We start from the raw sequence: 19005 nt of genomic DNA, 5'->3' as shown, positions 1-19005 counted from the left end.
CCATAAAATAGAATAAAAATGGAAAAGGAAAAGAACGAAAAGAATGAAGAGAAAAAGGTATCTATCAAGGTAGTCCAGGACTTCCTTGACAAGTTTGACACCACTATCCGCTACGAAGCCGGTACCGTATTGGAATTTGAGACTGAGCGTGCTGCAGATGTTGTTAGCCGTGGCTTGGCAGAATACTCAGAACCCATAGGATAATGAGCAAGCCAATGCAATATCTCGTCATCCACTGCACCGCCACACCTGAAGGCCGTGAGGTAAGTTCCAAGGAGATACGCCACTGGCACACCGCCCCAGTAAGCAAGGGTGGGCGTGGCTGGAAGCAGGTGGGCTACACGGACCTCTTCCACCTTGACGGCAGCGTGGAGCGGCTGGTGGACAACAACGAGGACGCTCAGGTGGATCCGTGGGAGGTTACCAACGGCGCGGCGGGCTACAACAGCGTGAGCCGGCACATCGTGTATGTGGGCGGCTGCGACAAAGCCATGAAGCCAAAGGACACGCGGACGGCGGCGCAGAAGGAAGCCCTGAAACGCTATGTGCGCGACTTCCACGAGCGTTTTCCGCAGATACGCATTGTGGGGCACCACGACCTGAATCCGGGCAAGGCGTGCCCTTCGTTTGACGTTAGCAAGTGGCTGCGCGAGATAGGAGTTCATAATTCATAATTTACAATTCACAATATACAAGCAATGGCAGACACGATATTACAGATTCTGCAATGGGCAATCCCGTCTGGCGGTATCGGTGCCGCCATTGCGTGGATTGCGAACCGCAAGGCGCGGGAGGCCAAGACCGCCAAGGAGGTGCACGACACCTACAAGACGATGTACGAGGACATCTCGACGCTGCTGGTTGAAACACAGAAGAAATATGAAGAGACCAAAGAACAGATTGAGGCTCTGGGAGTCGAGAACAGCCGGACACGGCGTGCGCTCAACCGCCTCTCCCGCGCTATCGAGGCTATTCAGGTTTGCCCTCATCGCGCTAATTGTCCTGTCAATGGCGAGCTGTCGCTCGACGAAGAGGCTGACGAGGGAAAGCCAAGTCGTGCAAAGCACTCTCGAGGCAAGGAACAGCGAGGCGGTGAGCATCACCGAAACGAGCCAGATGCCCGTGAAGGTGCCGATGTCGACGGTAAGCCTGACACTGAACCTGGACAGTCTTCGCCTGTTGCCCCAAGGGGCGGGCTACACGGCGAGGAAAGGTCAGGCGAGCGTGAAGGTGAGCCACAAGGCGCCGACGGCTGATGAGCCGGAACGGATAGTGATTGAAGCCGGATGCGACAGCCTGGAACTGGTGTGCGCCAGATATGCCAAGACCATCAGCACGCTGAAACGACAACTCAAAATTGCGAGCGACAGCAAGGCTGAGCATAAGGAGGAGGAGAAGGAAAGTACCGGTAACGGCTTCCTCATGTGGCTCAAGTATTTTTGTGCCGGGCTTCTGTCCGGGATAATCGGAATAGTATTCACTTTTATAAAACTTAGAAAATGAGCAAGAACAAGAAATTCATCTACGGCATTGCAGCCGTGAAGAAAGGAACCACGCTGATAGGTTACATCGAAAAAGGCAGCTGGGACTGGGGCGGCGCTAAGCCGGAGAGCGTGGACGTGGAAGCCGAACAGGTTCCCGATGCGCCTGTGCTGACCCTGCTCCAAAAGAACGGACAGGTCAGTCCGACTTTCAACCTTATCCAGTTGGATTACGAGAACTTGAAGAACATTCTCGGTGGTGAGCTGGTGAAGACTGGCGGCAGCGGAAATGAGAAAGTTACAGGGTGGAAGGCTCCTTCCTCCCTTGTGGAATTGAGGGACAAGTGGACCATCGACTTCGTGAGCGGTCAGACGATGACCATTCCCAACGGAACCATCCTGGCCAACCTCGGCGGTAAGCTGACGCTGACCGAAGTTTCGAAGGTAGAATGCCAGCTGAAGGTGAACAAGCCCGAGGATGGCGGTGCTCCTTACGAAATCAATGACACTCTGGGTGAAGGCTGATGGACGAGCAAGTAATCAGGAAAATCCAGAGAGAGGGAGCGGAGGCCTTGCTTGATGCGGGCGTTTCCCTCCCTCTCAAGGATTTGAGGATACCCTTCAGGAAGCAGCCGTTTCGACTTCGCCTGACGATGAAGCGTCCGACGCTTTCGCGGCAGATCAAGATAGCGCATGCCTACCTGACGATGGACACGACGGCGGCCGAACTGGAAGCGATGGACCATAAGGAACAGATGCAGTTCCTTGCCCGGCATGGCAAGACCTTGAGCCGTATCATCGCCCTGACGATGGAACGCTGGTGGCTGCCGGTATGGCTGCTGTCATGGCTCGTGCTGCACTCGATGAAGTGGGAGTACCAGAAGGCAGCCTTCAGCCAATTCGTATTGCTGATGGGCACGCAGTCTTTTATACCTATTATCAGATCAGCAGAGATGACGAATCCGATGAAGCTGAGACTGAGCCAAGGAAAGAGGGGGAGTTAAAGAGCCGTTGGGAAGGCTCCCATAGCCCCTTTGGGTTTATATGGCAGATAGCGAGTGCCACGGGGTGGAGCGTGGACTATATCCTGAACGGCGTGAACTTCCAGACACTAATCATGATGCTGAGCGACGCCCCCCGCTATGTAGATGGCAAGCAAGCCAACGGTAGCACACAAAGCCCTGAAGGTGAAGCCAGCGATATAGTGGCGTTTTTTCAAAGCAACTTAAAACAATAGCGAATGAAACCGGTAGAGATAGAGTTTTTGATGCGGGACAACCTGACGGCGGGACTTGACAAGAGCAAGATGAGCGTCGAGCAGCTGCTTGGTGCAGCCCGCCGCGCATCGCTCGTTATCAATGCGAAGATCAACGACCAGCGTAAGGTGATTGACGGTGTCAATACTGACCTTGACCGTATGCATCGTAAGCTGCAGACCATGAAGCCTGGAACCGGTCAGCAGGAGCTGATTGCAGAAATCAGCGCATGCAAGAAAGTGCTTGCCGAGGAAACCGGGGCACTGCAGCAATTGGAGAAAGAACACCAACAGGCCAAGCAGGGCGTGGCGCAACTGGAGCAGGAATACCGCAAGATAACCATTTCTGAGGAACAGGCGGCAGCGGCAAATAAAAGCCTGACAGAGAAGATAACGGAACAGAAGGCGGTCATTAAACAGGTCGAAGCCGATGTCCGTTCCCTTCAGAAAGCCTACGACAACGCAGCCCCGGGCAATGCGCAGGGTGCAGCCCTAGCAGAATTGAACGCCGCCAAGAAAGCCCTTGAGGAAGAAAAGGTAATCCTCAACAGCCTGACAGAGACACAGGAACAGAACAGGGAAAGCAACAAACGCCTGTCGCGTCAGTTGCGCGAACTGCAGAACGACATGGCAAAAATGCGTCTGAATGGTGAGCAGAATACCGAGGAGTACCGACAGATGGCAGAGAAAGCTGCCCTACTTTCAGACACTCTCGGAGACCTGCGCCAGCAGACCAGTATCCTCTCCAATGACGACGCGAACCTTCAGGGCTTCATATCCGGCGTGAACGGTTTGTCGGGCGCATTCACCACCGCCACGGGCGTGATGTCCCTTTTCGCTTCCGAGAATGAAAACCTGATGAAGGTGCAGGCACGGGTACAGAGCGTCATGGCCATCACGATGGGGCTGCAGCAGCTGTTCAATGCCCTGAACAAGGACAGCGCATTCCGGCTGGTAACCGTCACGAAAGTCAAGAACCTGCTGACGGCTGCCAACTACCGCCTTGCCACCTCACTGGGTATTTCCAATGCCGCGGCAACGGCACTCATGGCCACGCTGACACTCGGTCTGTCCGTTGTCATTACAGGACTCATCGTGGCTTGGAACAAGTACTCCGATGCACAGGAAGAAGCGGCAAGGAAGGCGCAGGAACGTATAGAGATTGAATCACAGGGACGGGCAGAGATGATCAAGACCCGCTTTGAGATAGACACCACCCGGGAGAGCCTGAAGAACTTCACCGGCTCCAAGGAAGAGGAGAAGAAGAAGTGTGAGGAGATGAACCGCAAGTACGGCGAGGCTTTCGGCTATTATGACACCGTTGCCCAATGGTACGATGTACTTACCCAGAAAGCCGAGCAGTACATACAGATGCTTTTCCTCCAGGCCAAGGCGCAGGCACTCGTGAACAAGGCCGTGGAAGCCGATGAGAAGGTAAATAAGCACAAGGCGACCAAACCGGGCAATGCGGAAAGCGATATGGGCTGGTTTGCCCGTATGGGACATTACTTGATGCAGTCAGAGAGCAACGGCATGTACGATGGTCATGCGGCCGTAGAGCGGTACAACAAGGAAGCATACAACAAGCGAACCAAGGAACTGGAGGCGGAACGCGACAGCTATCTCAAACAGGCTGCCGATTTGGAAAAACAGGCTGCATCCATTGGCAAGAGTGCAAATATCGGTGGGCACTCCGCCCCAGACAAACCGAAGAAAACCACAGGCAAGACCAAGACCGCGAAGGACACCAGGAACGAGGAAGAGCGTAACGCAAAGGAACTCCTTGCCCTGCAGCAGAAGAACCGCCAGACAGAGATAGACCTGCTCAAGGAAGGCTCTGAAAAGAAACGCCGACAAATCCAGGAAAACTACAAGAAGGAAATGGAGGAACTCGCCGCCCAGGAAAAGAAATGGCGCGATGCACAAAAGGGACATCTCACCGGTGAACAGACCGAAGCACTTGCCTCAGCCCGTGCCCTTGCCTCCATGAAGAAAAAGGACGGCGAGAAAGAGATTGCCAAGGAAGAGGCGAAGAAACAGCTGGAACAGCGCAGGGACGAGATTCAGGCGATGAGCGAATACCTGAGGGAATATGGCTCGTTCCAGCAGAAGAAGCTGGCCATCGCCAAGGAGACAGCGCAGAAGATAGCCGAGGTGGACGCTTCCGAAGTGAGCGACAGTACAAAGAAGTGGAAGAAAGCCCAACTCCGCAAGGAACAGCAGCAACGCGAGTCGAGTATGAAGTTCGAGGAGATCAGCCGTGGCATCGACTGGAGCGCTCTCTTCAGCGGCGTGGGCAACCTGACCAAGGAGATGATAACACCGATGATGGAGCAGCTGCGCGCATACGTCGAGACGGACGAATACAGGAACGCCGATGCGGAGACCCAGCAGAAGGTGACGGACCTGATACAGGAGATGCGCCGGTATGTCGGTACAGACCAGAGCGTGACATGGCAGAAACTGGACGAGGCCATCAAGCAGTTCACGGACAGCGTGGCCGCCTACGACCGCGCCGTGAAGGCTGAGGAAGCCGCCGTGAAGACAAGAGACGAAGGCAAGAAGAAACTCGCCTCAGGAGAGATTACGGAAGAGCAGTACAGGGAACTTGAGACCAAGGCGCAGGAACTGGGCGATGCCACAGCCAAGGCACATGAGAGTATGGAGGGTTTCGGTGCGGCCCTGAACCGGACCTCCGATGAGGTGGCGAATTTCACGAGCGGACTGACAACAGCATTAAGCAATGCCAAGGCCTGGCAGGGTGTGGAGGGCTTTGGCGGCATTCAGCAGTCCGTGGGGCAGATAGACCAGCTGAAAGGAACGCTGGATTCCATACTTCCGCAGATGGGGGAAGGCATGGCGAAGACGATAGGCACCACGCTGTCGGGCACGATGGGCAGTGCGCTGGGGAGTATCGGCGGAAGCCTGTCGGGCGTATTGTCAAGCGGGCTTGGCGGCATCATCGGTATCGTGGCGCAGATACCGAAACTGATACTGGACCTTGTGGACAGCATCAAGAGTTTTGTAACGGGGATTCTGAATGCCATTACGGAGCTTATCTCGCTTCGGTGGATAGACGACCTTGTGGTAAGCATCTTAGATGCGGTTGGCAACCTGATAGATGCCATTTTCGACCTGCCGGAGAATCTCTTCAAGGTGCTGGAGGGCATCGTGGTGAATGGCGTTGGCGGTCTGCTTGACACTGTACTGGGTCGTATCGGCAATATCCTGTCCTTCGGGGCCTTGAGTTCCAAGGGACCGAGCGACTGGTTCACCAATTCCAACGAGAAGGAAGTCGCGGAGGCCATCGATCGGCTGACGAAGCGGAACGAGCTGCTCGAGCAGGCCATCGAAGACCTGACTGATGAGATGAAGACTGCCCGGGGAGCCATCGCCATCCGCATATCTGATGATGCGGAGAAACTGCAACGCGAGACAATCGACAACTACAAGGGCATTGCCCAGGCACAGGCCGGTTACCATTCCGCGCACCACAGTTTCAACTACTACTGGCGCGGTTACAGTCAGGAACAGATAGACCGCCTGAGTGCCCAGATGGGCAGGAAGTGGAACGGGGACATCTGGAACCTCAGCCCGGAGGAAATGAAGATGCTGCGCTCCAATGTGGATATGTGGAAGCTGCTGCAGGATACCGGTAAGGGCGGCTACGGCGGTCGGGTGGCCGAGAAGCTGGACAAGTATATCGAGCAGGCCGGCAAGCTGAAGGAGATTACGGATGCCCTCTATGAGAACCTGACCACCACGACCAAGGACAATGTCTTTGATGACTTCCTCAACTCTCTATACTCTCTTGCCGACGGTTCGGAAAATGTTTTTGACGAGATTGCCGAGAATTGGCAGGAGATGGTTAACAAGATGGCAGTGAACAACCTCGTCGGTGCGAAGTTCCAGAAAAATCTGGAAACATGGTACGAAAATCTTGCCAAACTCAACAAGGCGAGGACAAGCGGTGAGATAACCGATGCCGAGTACCGGAAACGGCTTGACGCACTGAAGCAGGAGTACGAGGATTATATGAAGAGTGCCAGGAACGACATCGAGCAGCTGAGGAACGAAGGTATCATCAAGGAGACTGACAAGACCGGAGGCACGACACAGTCCGGCAGGAGCGGTGCCTTCATGACAATGAGCCAGGACCAGGGAACAAAGCTGGAGGGACTGTTCGTCAGCGGTCAGATGCACTGGGCAAGCATCGATGACCGCGTGGAGGACATAGCCGTCAGGATGAGTGACGCCCAGGGACACCTGAAGAAAATCGAGGACAATACGGGCAGCAGTGCCCAATCTCTGAAAGATATAAAGGAAGAAATGAAAAAAATAACTCGCGATGGCGTAAAAGTGAAATAGTATGGATAAGATATTAGGCGGACTTGTACTGATCAACGGCACGGATATCTGGAAGGAGTACGGCGTGTTCCTCACCGAGGAGAAGAAAGGCGGCAGGGAAAACCTGAACGCCATTCTGACACCCAGTAAGGCAAAGGAACATGTGGGCGTGGACATACGGGAGCATGACGGAAAGAAATACTCCCGGACACTGTTGCCCGCCAATGCCGAGCGCGACGTGACGCTTCATTTCGCCCAGTATGCCCGGACACGGGAGCAGTGGCTGGCCAGCTACATGGCCTTTATCAGCTTCCTGAAAACAGGCAAGGACGGCTGGCTGACGATAACCTTTACGGAACTGAACCTTACGCTCAGGGTCTTCTATTTGGACTGCAGTTCATACAGGACGCTGACCTACCTGTGGAAGGAGGGCGTACAGGCCGGCCGCTACAAGGTCAAGTTCCGTGAGCCCGAACCGATAATATAACATCATTAGAAAACTGATAATCGGCTGCATTCGGCAAATCAAGCGAGCTTGTTTGCGCTCATTTGCACGATTATTCAAACACCATTCAAACGATATAAAAATGATTCTGACGCTATATGACAGCTACGGCAATGTAAAGGGGCGCATAGAGCCCGATGGCAGCAGCACACAGGAAAAGGAGATACAGGGGGATAACCTGCTGAATCTCTCCTTCACGCTGTACGAGTTCATTCCCGTCGATGTGAACGACTACATCGACTATGGCGGCGAGCGTTACCGGGCGGTGGAGAAGTATGTACCCGCAGAGAAGAGTACCGTCGAGTGGGAATACAGCCTCCGCCTGTACGGGATTGAGAGCCTTATCAAGCGTTTCCTCATCCTGAACAATACCGATGGCGGAAACGAGGCCGTGTTCACGCTGACTGCCCGTCCCATAGACCATGTGCGTCTGATCGTGAAGAACATCAATGACGGCATGGACGGCACGACCAACTTCAAGGCCGGCACCGTGGAGGGCACAGACAACGTGACCATCGACTATACCGGCAAGTACTGCAATGACGGGCTGAAGGAGCTGGCGGAAGCCGTAGGCGTGGAATGGTGGATAGAGGGAGAGACTGTAAACCTGTGCCGCTGCGAGCACGGTGAGGAAATCACGCTCGGGTATGACAAGGGACTGACGGCCCTTGACCGCGACAAGGCCGACAATGCGAAGTTCTATACACGCCTGTTCCCCATAGGCAGCTCGCGCAACATTGATGCGGCGAAATACGGACACAGCCGGCTGATGCTGCCCGACGGTGTTAAGTACGTTGATGTCAACGTGGAGCGGTACGGCATTATCCACCACTACGAGCAGAAAGCCTTTGCGGACATCTATCCCCGGCGTGTCGGCGTCGTGGCCGGCGTGCGCTCGAAAGAGGTCAAGGACAAGGACGGCAAACCCTTTACGATTTACTACTTCAAGGACAATGACCTGACTTTCGACCCCAACGACTATGAGATTGGGGGACTGGTGAAACATGTATCCTTTCAGGAGGGCAGCGAGCTTGCTGGGTTGGGCACCGACAATGACCATTACTTCGAGGTGAACTATGACAGCAAGACGCAGGAGTTTGAAATCATCACGATATGGCCTTACAACGACGATACGCAGCTGCCCGGCGGCACGCTGGTGCCGAAACCAGGGGACAAGTATATCCTATGGAACATCCGCATGCCGGACGAGTACTACGGATTGGCAGAGAAAGAATTCCGTACCGCGGTTGACGAGTACAACAGTAAGCACGCCCTGGATGTGAGCCGGTACAAGGCGCCGACGGATCATGTCTGGATTGAGGAGACCGGCACGGAACTCTTCATAGGGCGGCGCATACGGCTGGAGAGCAGCGAGTATTTCCCCGGGAAAGGCTATCGGTCGAGCCGTATTACGAAAATCATTCGGAAGGTCAATGAGCCGGGGCAGATGGACCTCGAGATCAGCGATGCCCTCTCGACGGGTACGATGGCCAGGGTGGACAGTGCCATCGCGGATGCGAAGAACTATGCAGGAACGCTTGTCGGCGGTATCAATGTCCCCGACATTATCCGCAGCTGGGATACGACACAGCCGACAGATACCAACCTGTACAGTGCCAGGCGGACGCACAAGGAGTTCCTGAGCAAGAACAGCCCGGACCGCGCCAAGAAGAAAATCATCTTTGACGAGGGACTGGACCTTGGGGACTTCGAGTCCGGAACCCAGGGCGGCCGCCTTGACGGCAAGGGTAATGCGGAGCTGTTGACACTGGTGGTGCGCGAGCTGCTGCGCAGTGCTAGGTTCAGGGACGGTATGGCCGGTGAGGGCTGGCAGATGTGGATAGACAAGGACGGGTTGGCGAACCTGACGCTCGACAAGCTGACCGTGCGTCAGATAATGGTTGTCCTTGAAATGCTGATAGAACGCGTGCGCAGCGTAGGCGGACAGTTGGTGGTGAGTGCCGCCAACGGCAAGATAAAGAGCGTGGAGAAGACGGACGGCTACTGGCGTATCACCTTCGAGCAGGAGAATACCTTCGAGGCTCACGACCTGATGCGCTGTGCGACCTTTACCGGAGGGCGGCTGAAAAGCTACTGGGTGGAAGTGGCTGCCGTGGAAGGAAACTCCGTACTGGTGGAGGAAAGCGAGTTCGACGCTTCCTTGCCGGAGGCTGCCGACGAGTGCGTGCAGATGGGCAACACCGAGAACGCGCTGCGCCAAAACCTGATACTCATATCGGCGACCGAGGACGGCCAGCCGAGGGTGGATGTGATGGACGGCGTGAAGGGCAAGAACTTCAAGGACAGCCTGCGTGCAAGACTGGGCAATCTGGACGGTATCAAGGATGACAGGTTTCCGTCAGACAACCAACCCCATGGAAACGGCCTGTACAGCGACAACGCCTACCTGCGCGGCACTTTCCTGCTCGTTACCGGTGAGGACATTAAGACGAAGTTCGAGATAACCGAGGGGAAGATAGCAAGCAGCGTGAGTGCGCTCCGTCAGGACTTCGCCACGGATAAGGGTTACCTGAACAATCCCAGTTTTGACGAGGGACTGAGCAAGTGGCTCACGGAGAATGAGACGGTGTTCTGGCTGGTGGGTAACAAGTGGATATGGGCCAATAAGAATGTGCTGACCAAGAAAGGCGATGGCGCGAGTGTTACGAAGGATGACGGGCGTGTGGTAGTGCATATAAAAAACAAGTATATCACGCAGAAGAACGTCAACTTGAAGAGCGTGCCGGCGATGAGCACAAATACCGATGGCAAGAAGGAAGCCCTGCCGGTGTATCTGAGCTTCTTTTACCGCTGCGCGAAAGAAGGCACGCTGAAGGTGCGATTCGAGAACGTGGATAAGACCGGTTTTGAGAACTTCAACTCTATGGAAGTGGAGGAAGTGCTTACGCCGACGGAGGGGTACAAGCAGTTCTCCTGCAACGGGCTGTGGAACGGTACCGGCGACTTCACACTGAGTTTCACAGGGGACATCTACCTCTATATGCTCATATTGAGCACGGACAAGATAGAGAGCCTGACCTACAAGTACAGGACACTGTTCGAGCAAAGCGAGAAACTCGTAAAAATAGCCGCCCAGAACTTCGATAAGGACGGTCGTGTGCTTGCCGAGAGTGGCATCATGGTAAAGGCTGAGGGTAGCGGTATCTATGCACAAGGTCCCGACGGGAAACTGGCGCTCATCGGTGTAGCGGTGGAAGAGACCGATGCCGAAGGACACACGAGGACCGTCATCAAGCTGCTTGCCGACAATATCAAGTTGGAAGGACTTGTAACGGCCAATGGGAATTTTAGGATACTGCCCGACGGCAGCATTGAGGCCAAGAACGGCAAGTTCGGCGGCGAGGTCAATGCTGAGACAGGATACATTGGCGGCTTTGCCATCAGTGGAAACCATATTGGTGTATCAAGCCGTGTATTGCAGCCGGACGGTAGCTACAAAGTTGTGGATGACAGGTATGGTTTGTTCCTGTATGACACGATGATAGGCTTCAACGCCAAAGACCGACAGGCGATTTTCGGAACGTGGCATAGTCTTGGACAGCCTATGCTCACAAGGCTTGTTGACACGGCAACAGACTATACTGACAGCAACGGCAAGAAATGGGGTTTTCTACCTAAATATGGCATCATCTTCGACATAGAGAATTCCATGAGCGGCAACTTCGCCTTCGCAGGGAAAGGAAGCGGTGCACTGAATGGTTTCGTGGACGGATTCCGCTTTGATAAGGTGAAGGTGGACAAAGCCAATACCATCTATGATGTGGAGATAAAGGACAGCAACCGCCTGATTGTGGTGTGTACAGCAGGCAACTCCGGCATAGCACTTCCTCGTCTTCCTGCAATGCGTTCTACTCTGGGCATAGGCCAGAACACACCGTTTGCCTTCCGACTGACTGTTTCTTCTGACTTGGGAGCAGGAGACTTCGTGATATTCGGCCGGAACAAGACCAAGAACAGCAGGCAGGAGACACCCTGGAACAAAGAGGACTATCCGCTGCTTACCACTTGGAATGGCGAACAGTGGGGAGATATGACAATGGGACAAGGAGACACTGTGGAGTTGCTGCTGGTGTATGATCCGGAGCGCACTGTGCAGATAGACGGTTTCACCACCCAATATACGGCGAGAATCATCAACAGGCAAAATTAAAAAGATATAAGCATGAAGACTGTTTACAACCGGCTGCTGCCCCCGAAGGGGTTCAAGGCCATCAATCTTTTCGGCGTGGTGATGGTCAGGAAAGGGTACCGTATGACGGACACTGACCTGAACCACGAGGCTATCCACACGGCACAGATGCGCGAGCTGCTGTATGTACCGTTCTATGTGCTGTATGTGCTGGAATGGCTGTGCCTGCTGCCAAGATACCCGAAGCGGCACGAGGCTTACAGACATATCAGTTTTGAGCGCGAGGCATACGCTCATCAGGCGGAGCCAGATTACCTGAAAGCAAGACCGAAGTTTAATCAATATAAATCATAAAGATATGGCACTGACAGAACAGGAAAGACAGGATTTGAAGCAGGACATACTCTCGCAAATCAAGAGCGAGAGCCAGAGTGTAGCCGAGCTGCAGGAGGTGCAGAGCCTCGACGGGGTGAAGACCTTGCCGGCGATGCGCGGCGAGGAACTGGTGACCGCTCCGATAAGTCTGCTGGGCAAGCCTGCAACCGATGCGGCAGCACAGGCGCAGGCAGCCAAGAAGGCGGCAGATACCGCGGCGGAAAAAGCAGTACAGGCTGCCACCAATGCCGACACGAAGGCACAGGAAGCACAGGCGGCCGCGCAGGTTGCGAACAAGGCTGCTGAAGACCTTGCTGCGGTAAAAGACTCCACCCAGCAGGTCATTGACCGGTACGAAGATGTGGCAGTACAAGCCCTGAACGGAGCCACGGCGCGCTTTGACGGCATACTGGCAGACGCCACCATTGAGCAGCAGAGTGCCTCGGCGGTAGCCGGTGTGTACTTCATAGCCTCCAAGGGAGTGTTTGCCGGAAAGCGCGAGGGGAAGTATTACGGCAACTGGCAGGGCGCTGACCTCTACCTCACCGAGGACAGAAAGGTGATACAGAAAGACAAACTCTACCTGCTTGGCTCCGTGCTCTACGCATGGAACGAACAGGACGGCACGCTTGCCGAGGCCAGCGGCACGGGCGGCGGAAACACCATCAACGTGAGCGAGGTCTATCCCCTCGAAACAGGATACTACACGCTGGGCACAGCCATCAAGGCCGTGGAAGAGAAGCTGCGCGCCAAGGGACGGTGCGTTACCTTTGAAGTGTCTCAAGGAAAATACCAGACCAAGCAGTTTGCCGGAACCAACCTGGCGACCTGGGAGAGCGAGAGCAGCTGGGACGACTTCGGCGGTGGCGGAACAGTGAAGAGCGTAACGCTAAACGGGCAAAAGGGCACTCCCGACAGCCAGGGCAACATCAGCCTCACGGTCAACGAGACCGAGGTGGACGAGACGCTCGATGCCGGCAGTACGAACCCCGTGCAGAACCGTGCCATTACCGGCAAAATCGGCGAGATAGAAGCCGGCACACTCTTCGACAGCGATGTGACCGAGGAAGACGGGAAGCAGACCGTTACACTGAAGAACAAGAGCGGCGTGGCCATTACCCAGTTCACGCTGGCTTCCGGAGGAGGTGGCGGTGGGGAAACGTCTTCCGCCAAGATCGTGCTGGGTGCCGGCGTAGACCACAATGTCATCAAGGAAGGCGGCGACTGCGTGCTGACCTACAGCTACGACCACCGGTATGTGGGAGGCGAGGATGCCGGGCAGACCACCGGACAGAAAGCTACCATCGAGATACGCGTCCTGCGCGGCTCTATCCTTGTGTACGGACAGACCATTGAGAATGTAAGCCGGGGTACCTACACCTTAAATGTTAGCAAATACCTTCAGGTGGGTACGACCGACATCTATGTAAAAGCCACGGCGACAGACCCCGACACGGGAAAGTCTCAGGCGAAGCAGGCATATGTGAACGTGAAGGCAGTGAGCCTGACGCTGAGAAGCGACTATGCCCTCTCGGACGGAACAGCCGGAGGCGGCTATGATACAGGCGACAGTGCAGTGATACCCTATACCGTGCAGGGAACGGGCACGAAGACAGTATTCCTCTACGTGGACGGCAAGCAGCATGAGAACCGCGCGGTAACGCGCAGCGGTACCACCAACGGCAGCTTCTCCATTCCGATGCGCCCTTTGGCGGTAGGCCGCCATACGGTGCAGCTGGTGGCGGAGATGGAAGCCGGGGGCGGGCTGACGCTGCGCAGCGAGAGTATCTACATGGATATTTTCAAGGCTGGGAGCAGCCGCCCGCTGATCGGCACGAAACATGTCTTCCGGGACGGACGCATCCTTACTGACAACCACCTGACCCCGCTGCTGAAGACCGGGCAGTACGAGCAGCTCTCTTTCGAGTATGCCGTCTATGATGCAGGCGGCACACCTGCCGGCATGACCGTTTTTATGAACGGTACTCCCACACAGAACGTGAGCGTTCCGAGGACGGTGCAGACCTACACCAACCGCTTCACGGCACAGGGCACACAGAAAATGAGGCTCGTATGCGGTGCGACGGAATATCCCCTTGACATCGAGGTGGAGAAGAGTGGTATCGACATCGGCGAAGCGACGCTTGGGCTGAAGCTGAAGCTCAGCGCGGCGGGACGCAGCAACGGCGAGGCAGATCCGGCACACTGGGAATACGGCAGCGTGAAGACGGCATTCGACGGCGTGGACTGGAACACGAGCGGCTGGACGGGTGATGCGCTGAAGCTGCTCAATGGCGCGAAGGCTGAGATAGCCTTTATGCCGTTCACCTCCGATGCGGCCACCGCAGGCTGCACGGTGGAGGTGGAAATGAAAGTGTCCAACATCACGGACAAGGACGCGGGCGTGGTGTCGTGCATGAGCGGCACGAAAGGCTTCCGGATAACGGCCGACAAGGCGATGATGTACACGGGGTCCACCAAGGAAGTAGCTGACGAGGACGGCGGGAAGACCAACCAGCAGGTCGGCGTGGGCAGACAGTACGGATCAGACATGTGGGTGAAGATAGCCTTCGTCATCGGCAAACGCTCCGAGGGCAGGCTGATGGAACTGTATGTGAACGGCACGCGGAGTGCGGCGGACATCTACGGTGAGAGCGACAACTTCATGCAGGACAGCCCGGAGGGCATCACCATCGACAGTTCCGGTGCGGACGTGGAGGTACGCACCGTCAGGGTCTATGACCGCGCACTGACCGACGATGAGGAGATGGACAACCATATCATAGACCGCCGGACACTGGACGAGATGGCCGCACTCTTCGAGGAGAATGACGTGCTGGGCGATGATGGCCGGAGCATCGAGTTCGAGAAACTGCGCAAAAAGGGCAAGGGCATCATGCTGGTGGTGCGCAAGGGAGGACTGGACCCTGTGAACGCCGAGAACAACAAGAAGGCGGACTTCCTCTCCGATGTGCACCTATGGCTGCCCGACGGTCGGTATGTCTACCTGAAGAATGTCTATGTCCGCATTCAGGGCACGAGTTCGACGAAGTACCCGACGAAAAACTACCGCATCTACTGTGCCAAGGGCGAGACTCCGGAGATGTATGTGGACGGCGTGAAGCAGGAGGAGCTGAAGGTAGCCCTGCGACCCGGACAGAAGAAAGTAAAGGTGCTGTGCGCCAAGGCGGACTACTCTGACAATTCGATGGTGCAGAACACCGGCGGTGCGAAGCTGTGGAACGACATGATGAAGGCTCTGGGCTTCCTCACGCCGGCGCAGCAGACGGACAGCAGCGTGCGCACGGCCATCGACGGCTTCCCCATCGACGTGTTCTCCGCGGAAAGCATGGAAGACAAGCCTGCCTATTACGGACAGTACAACCTCAATCATGACAAGAGCGACTGGCAGGAGATCATCGGGATGAAGGGCGTTGAGGGGCTTGACCCGAAGAAAGCGGTCGCCTTCGAGTTCCTGAACAATACGCAGCCCCTGTGTCTGTTCCAGGGGAAGGCAGACCTTGATGCGCAGGCGGTCGCAGAGTTCGACAATGCGCTGGAGTTCAACTACCCGAAAGACATAACATGGGCAACCGCAACGGAGGCGCAGAAGGGTGCCTTCAAGCGTCTGTGGGGCTGGATAAGGGACTGCGTGCCGTCTGGCGCGACACCGGATGACATCAGCACCTTCGTCTCGCAGAAGTTTAAAGGCGAGCTTGGACAGTACATCAACAAGGACTTCCTGCTATGCTGGTGGCTCTTCACGGACTTCTTCGCCAATGTGGATCAGCGGGCAAAGAACATGATATGGGCGACATGGAACCTGTCGGTGTGGTATATCCTCTACTACGACGGCGACACGCAGCAGGGTGACCGCAACGACTCCATGCTGGCATACCTCTATGACGTGATGCGTGAGACCTGGGACGCGGAGAAGTCGAAGTATGCCTTCGAGGGATACGACTCCTGGCTGTGGTGCCTGGTACTGGCCAACCTGAAGGACGATATTGTCAGGATGGCTGGGAAGATTCGTACCTACCTGACAGAGGAGCGTGCGAGTGAGGTGTTTGATAAGGAGCAGCAGGGCAACTGGTGTGGCCGTGTCTACAACAAGAGCGGCGCACTGAAGTACATCAAGCCGCAGACGGAAGGCGTGATCGTGAAAGGACAGCTGGTGAAGTACCCCTACATCTATGCGCTCAAGGGCGACAAGCAGGCGTTCCGGCACTGGTTCATCAAAAACCGTTTTTCCCTGCTCGACGCGAAATACGAGACGGGCAACTTCCTTTCTGACAACATCGATATGTATATGAGCCGTAAGGCTGACGCTCCGGCCAACACCATAACGGTGACGGCCGGCGACCTATATTACTTCGGCTACGGCACGAACAATGCCCCGCACCTGCAGGCAAGCCGTCGTGCGGAGAAAGGCGGCAAGGTGACGCTGACCTTTGCGAATGCCTTTACCGTAAACGACCCTATCCGCATCTATGGCGCAAGCCGCATTGCGGAGCTGGACATGCGCGGGGCTGCGGACAACCTGACGGGCGATGTGAACCTGAACAAGTGCAAGGCTCTCAGGAAACTCAACCTGCAGACGGCCGGCAGCGGCTCGACGGGCTGGTGCATGGTAATTGACCAGTGTCGCCAGCTGACGGACATCAATCTCTACGGACAGACGAACGCCAGGACGGGTACGCTGTCAAGCCAGGAATTGGACTTCACGCCGCAGACAAGACTGAAGACGCTGGACGCACGGGGCGTGGACGTACAGGCTGTGCTGATTGCACCGGGCGCACCGGCAAAGACACTCAAGCTGGGTGGCAACATACAGACGCTCCAGCTGGGGTATCTGCCGGAACTGAAGGACAGCGGACTGACACTGCAGAACTGGCGCACGGTGAAGACGCTGCGCTTTGCCGGCTGTCCGAATCTGGACTGGCAAACCATCATCGGCAGGTGTATAAATGTGGAGCGCGTACGCATCGAGGGCATTGACATGAAAGATGACGGTACGCTGCTCGCCAAGTACAAGGCACTCAAGGGCGTGGATGCGGAAGGTAATGCCGTGGACTACTGCGCACTTGTGGGTACCGTGCACCTTACGGCATATATGGAAGACGGTGAATACGCTGCCATGCACGAAAAATTCCCGGAACTCAACATCAGACAGCCGGACTACACGGTGATAGAGTTCGACGACGCAGTGGCCGACGACGCCAACGTGACGAACCTTGACAACGGCACGGGCTACAGAAACGGAACGGCCTACATACCCAGCGGCCATGTTACGGCCATTCTGAAACAACGGCACCGCGTGCTGGCAAAGGTCACCAAGAAAGCCACCACGCGTAACGTGAACATGGCCGGGCAGGATACGACGGTGAACAATCTCGACGGCGAGATGACCTACTACCCCCTTGACGATGCCAACAGCAACAAGTACGCAGACGGCACGGAGGCGAAGCTGGACGGTACGGAAGGCGACTGGATGATGTACGAGCCGTTTTTCTGGAGCAAGGGTATCAACGACTATCTGAAGGGAAAGCACTACAGCTGCTACAGCAGCAACGATGCCGCACACAAGCCGGACAGTCCCAAGGCAACCGTGCTGACGCTGGAGGACATCAGGAGGACGCAGGGCGGCGTATTGCCGGGCAAGAAAATCACGAGCGGCAAGGAGACGCTGCAGAACTCCTATACGAACGATACAACTTACAGCGTGTGCAAGGTAGGTGTGGAAGGTTTCAAGCGTGTCCGCTTCCCAAGCGTTCCCGGCACGAACCTCATCGGTTCGGTGTTCGTGGACGCGGAGGGCAAGGTCGTGAAGTCGGTTGTCGTTCCGACCATCGGCAACAAGTTCGAGGCGGGCATGTACCTGATAGCCGACGTGCCGGCGACGGCCGTGAACCTGCACTTCACCATCCTGAACACGGCGGAGTTCGACTGCGTAGTCCTAAGTAACAGCACGCGGATAGAGGACATGGAGCCGGAATGGGTGGCGAACGACGAGCATCTCTGTGCCGTAGTCGGCTCTACGGTTATCGGTTCCAAACTACGTGCGGCCATTACTGGTGGCAGCACGACGGCAAGCATGACTTGGACGGACTTCCATTATTACAGTGTTCAGCGTGGCATGCAACAGATAGATGCGCTGATGCACTCACGCATTGCCAACCTATTCTTCGCCTGTTACGGGCGTAGGAACGCTCAGGAACAGTGCGGAGCCGGACAGCACACGAACAACCGCACGACGGGTGGCACGGCAGAGCGTGGCATGCAGGACACTATCGGCTATACGGAGGCGAGCGGCGTCAGCAGTGGCGTTACGAATAGTATCGTGGACTATGGCGTGCACCAATATGCCTGGTACAGGAGCGTAGACGAGTATGGCGGTGCAGCAGTGACACAGGTGAACAATATCTGCTGTATGGGCTATGAGGATATCTACGGGAACAAGTGGGATATGATGGACAGCGTGGACGTACCGAACGACAGCGGGAGCTATGCCAAGTGGCGGATATGGCTACCGGACGGCAGTGTGCGCTGGGTGAAAGGAACGTCGAACAGCGACTACTGGATAACGGCGGTGGCTCACGGGAAGTATATGGACGTGATACCGGTGGGCAACGTGGTGGGCTCGTCCTCGAGTTATTACTCTGACAAATACTGGTTCAGCGGTGCACAGTCCCGTGTGGTCTATCGCGGCTGCGGCTACGCGGATGCGGCTGGCGGTGTATCGTACTCGAATGCGGGTAGCGGTGCATCGGTTTCGTACTCGAATGTCGGCTCGCGTCTGGCCTTCCGCGGCAGAATCGTGAGGGCGCAGAGCGTGGGGGCGTATAAGGCGGCGAGCGAGGTTGCGTAGGCGAAAGCGCAAAGCGGGAGCGTA

11 protein-coding genes are annotated in these 19005 nt (G+C 55.9%); all 11 read left to right on the top strand.

What is annotated here, in order from left to right; all coding sequences use genetic code 11:
• Nucleotides 1–18 precede the first annotated feature (18 nt).
• Complete coding sequence (locus ETF27_RS01275; RefSeq protein WP_147785347.1) at nt 19–204, top strand: hypothetical protein; 186 nt, start codon at nt 19–21, stop codon at nt 202–204.
• On the top strand, nt 204–674 hold the full coding sequence (locus tag ETF27_RS01270) for an N-acetylmuramoyl-L-alanine amidase (RefSeq protein WP_147785346.1): 471 nt from the start codon (nt 204–206) through the stop codon (nt 672–674). The genes ETF27_RS01275 and ETF27_RS01270 overlap by 1 nt, the downstream gene beginning before the upstream one ends.
• A gap of 382 nt (nt 675–1056) precedes the next feature.
• Nucleotides 1057–1503, top strand: a complete 447-nt coding sequence (locus tag ETF27_RS11405) for a hypothetical protein (RefSeq protein WP_240048099.1) — start codon at nt 1057–1059, stop codon at nt 1501–1503.
• Entirely contained in the window at nt 1500–2006 is a 507-nt protein-coding gene (locus tag ETF27_RS01255; RefSeq protein ID WP_147785344.1) for a hypothetical protein, read from the top strand. The genes ETF27_RS11405 and ETF27_RS01255 overlap by 4 nt, the downstream gene beginning before the upstream one ends.
• Nucleotides 2006–2485 carry a hypothetical protein gene (locus ETF27_RS01250; RefSeq protein WP_147785343.1) on the top strand — a complete coding sequence of 160 codons (480 nt, stop codon included), beginning with the start codon at nt 2006–2008 and terminating at the stop codon, nt 2483–2485. Before ETF27_RS01255 ends, ETF27_RS01250 begins: the two co-directional genes overlap by 1 nt.
• A gap of 38 nt (nt 2486–2523) precedes the next feature.
• Entirely contained in the window at nt 2524–2718 is a 195-nt protein-coding gene (locus ETF27_RS01245; RefSeq protein ID WP_147785370.1) for a hypothetical protein, read from the top strand.
• Between the two features lie 3 nt (nt 2719–2721).
• A complete protein-coding gene (locus ETF27_RS01240) occupies nt 2722–7104 on the top strand; it encodes an SHOCT domain-containing protein (protein ID WP_147785342.1) in 4383 nt (1460 codons plus the stop codon).
• 1 nt (nt 7105) lies between these two features.
• A complete protein-coding gene (locus tag ETF27_RS01235) occupies nt 7106–7570 on the top strand; it encodes a hypothetical protein (protein ID WP_147785341.1) in 465 nt (154 codons plus the stop codon).
• Between the two features lie 100 nt (nt 7571–7670).
• Complete coding sequence (locus ETF27_RS01230) at nt 7671–11759, top strand: hypothetical protein (protein WP_147785340.1); 4089 nt, start codon at nt 7671–7673, stop codon at nt 11757–11759.
• Between the two features lie 12 nt (nt 11760–11771).
• Nucleotides 11772–12092, top strand: a complete 321-nt coding sequence (locus ETF27_RS01225; protein WP_147785339.1) for a hypothetical protein — start codon at nt 11772–11774, stop codon at nt 12090–12092.
• A gap of 4 nt (nt 12093–12096) precedes the next feature.
• Nucleotides 12097–18981: a CotH kinase family protein gene (locus ETF27_RS01220; RefSeq protein WP_147785338.1), complete on the top strand. Its 6885-nt coding sequence runs from the start codon at nt 12097–12099 to the stop codon at nt 18979–18981.
• Nucleotides 18982–19005: the final 24 nt, after the last annotated feature.

Origin of the sequence: Prevotella brunnea (assembly GCF_008016795.1) — a bacterium.
Lineage (GTDB): Bacteria > Bacteroidota > Bacteroidia > Bacteroidales > Bacteroidaceae > Prevotella > Prevotella brunnea.
The sequence above is the reverse complement of the archived record's forward strand: the minus strand, read 5'-3'. Positions and strand labels throughout refer to the sequence as shown.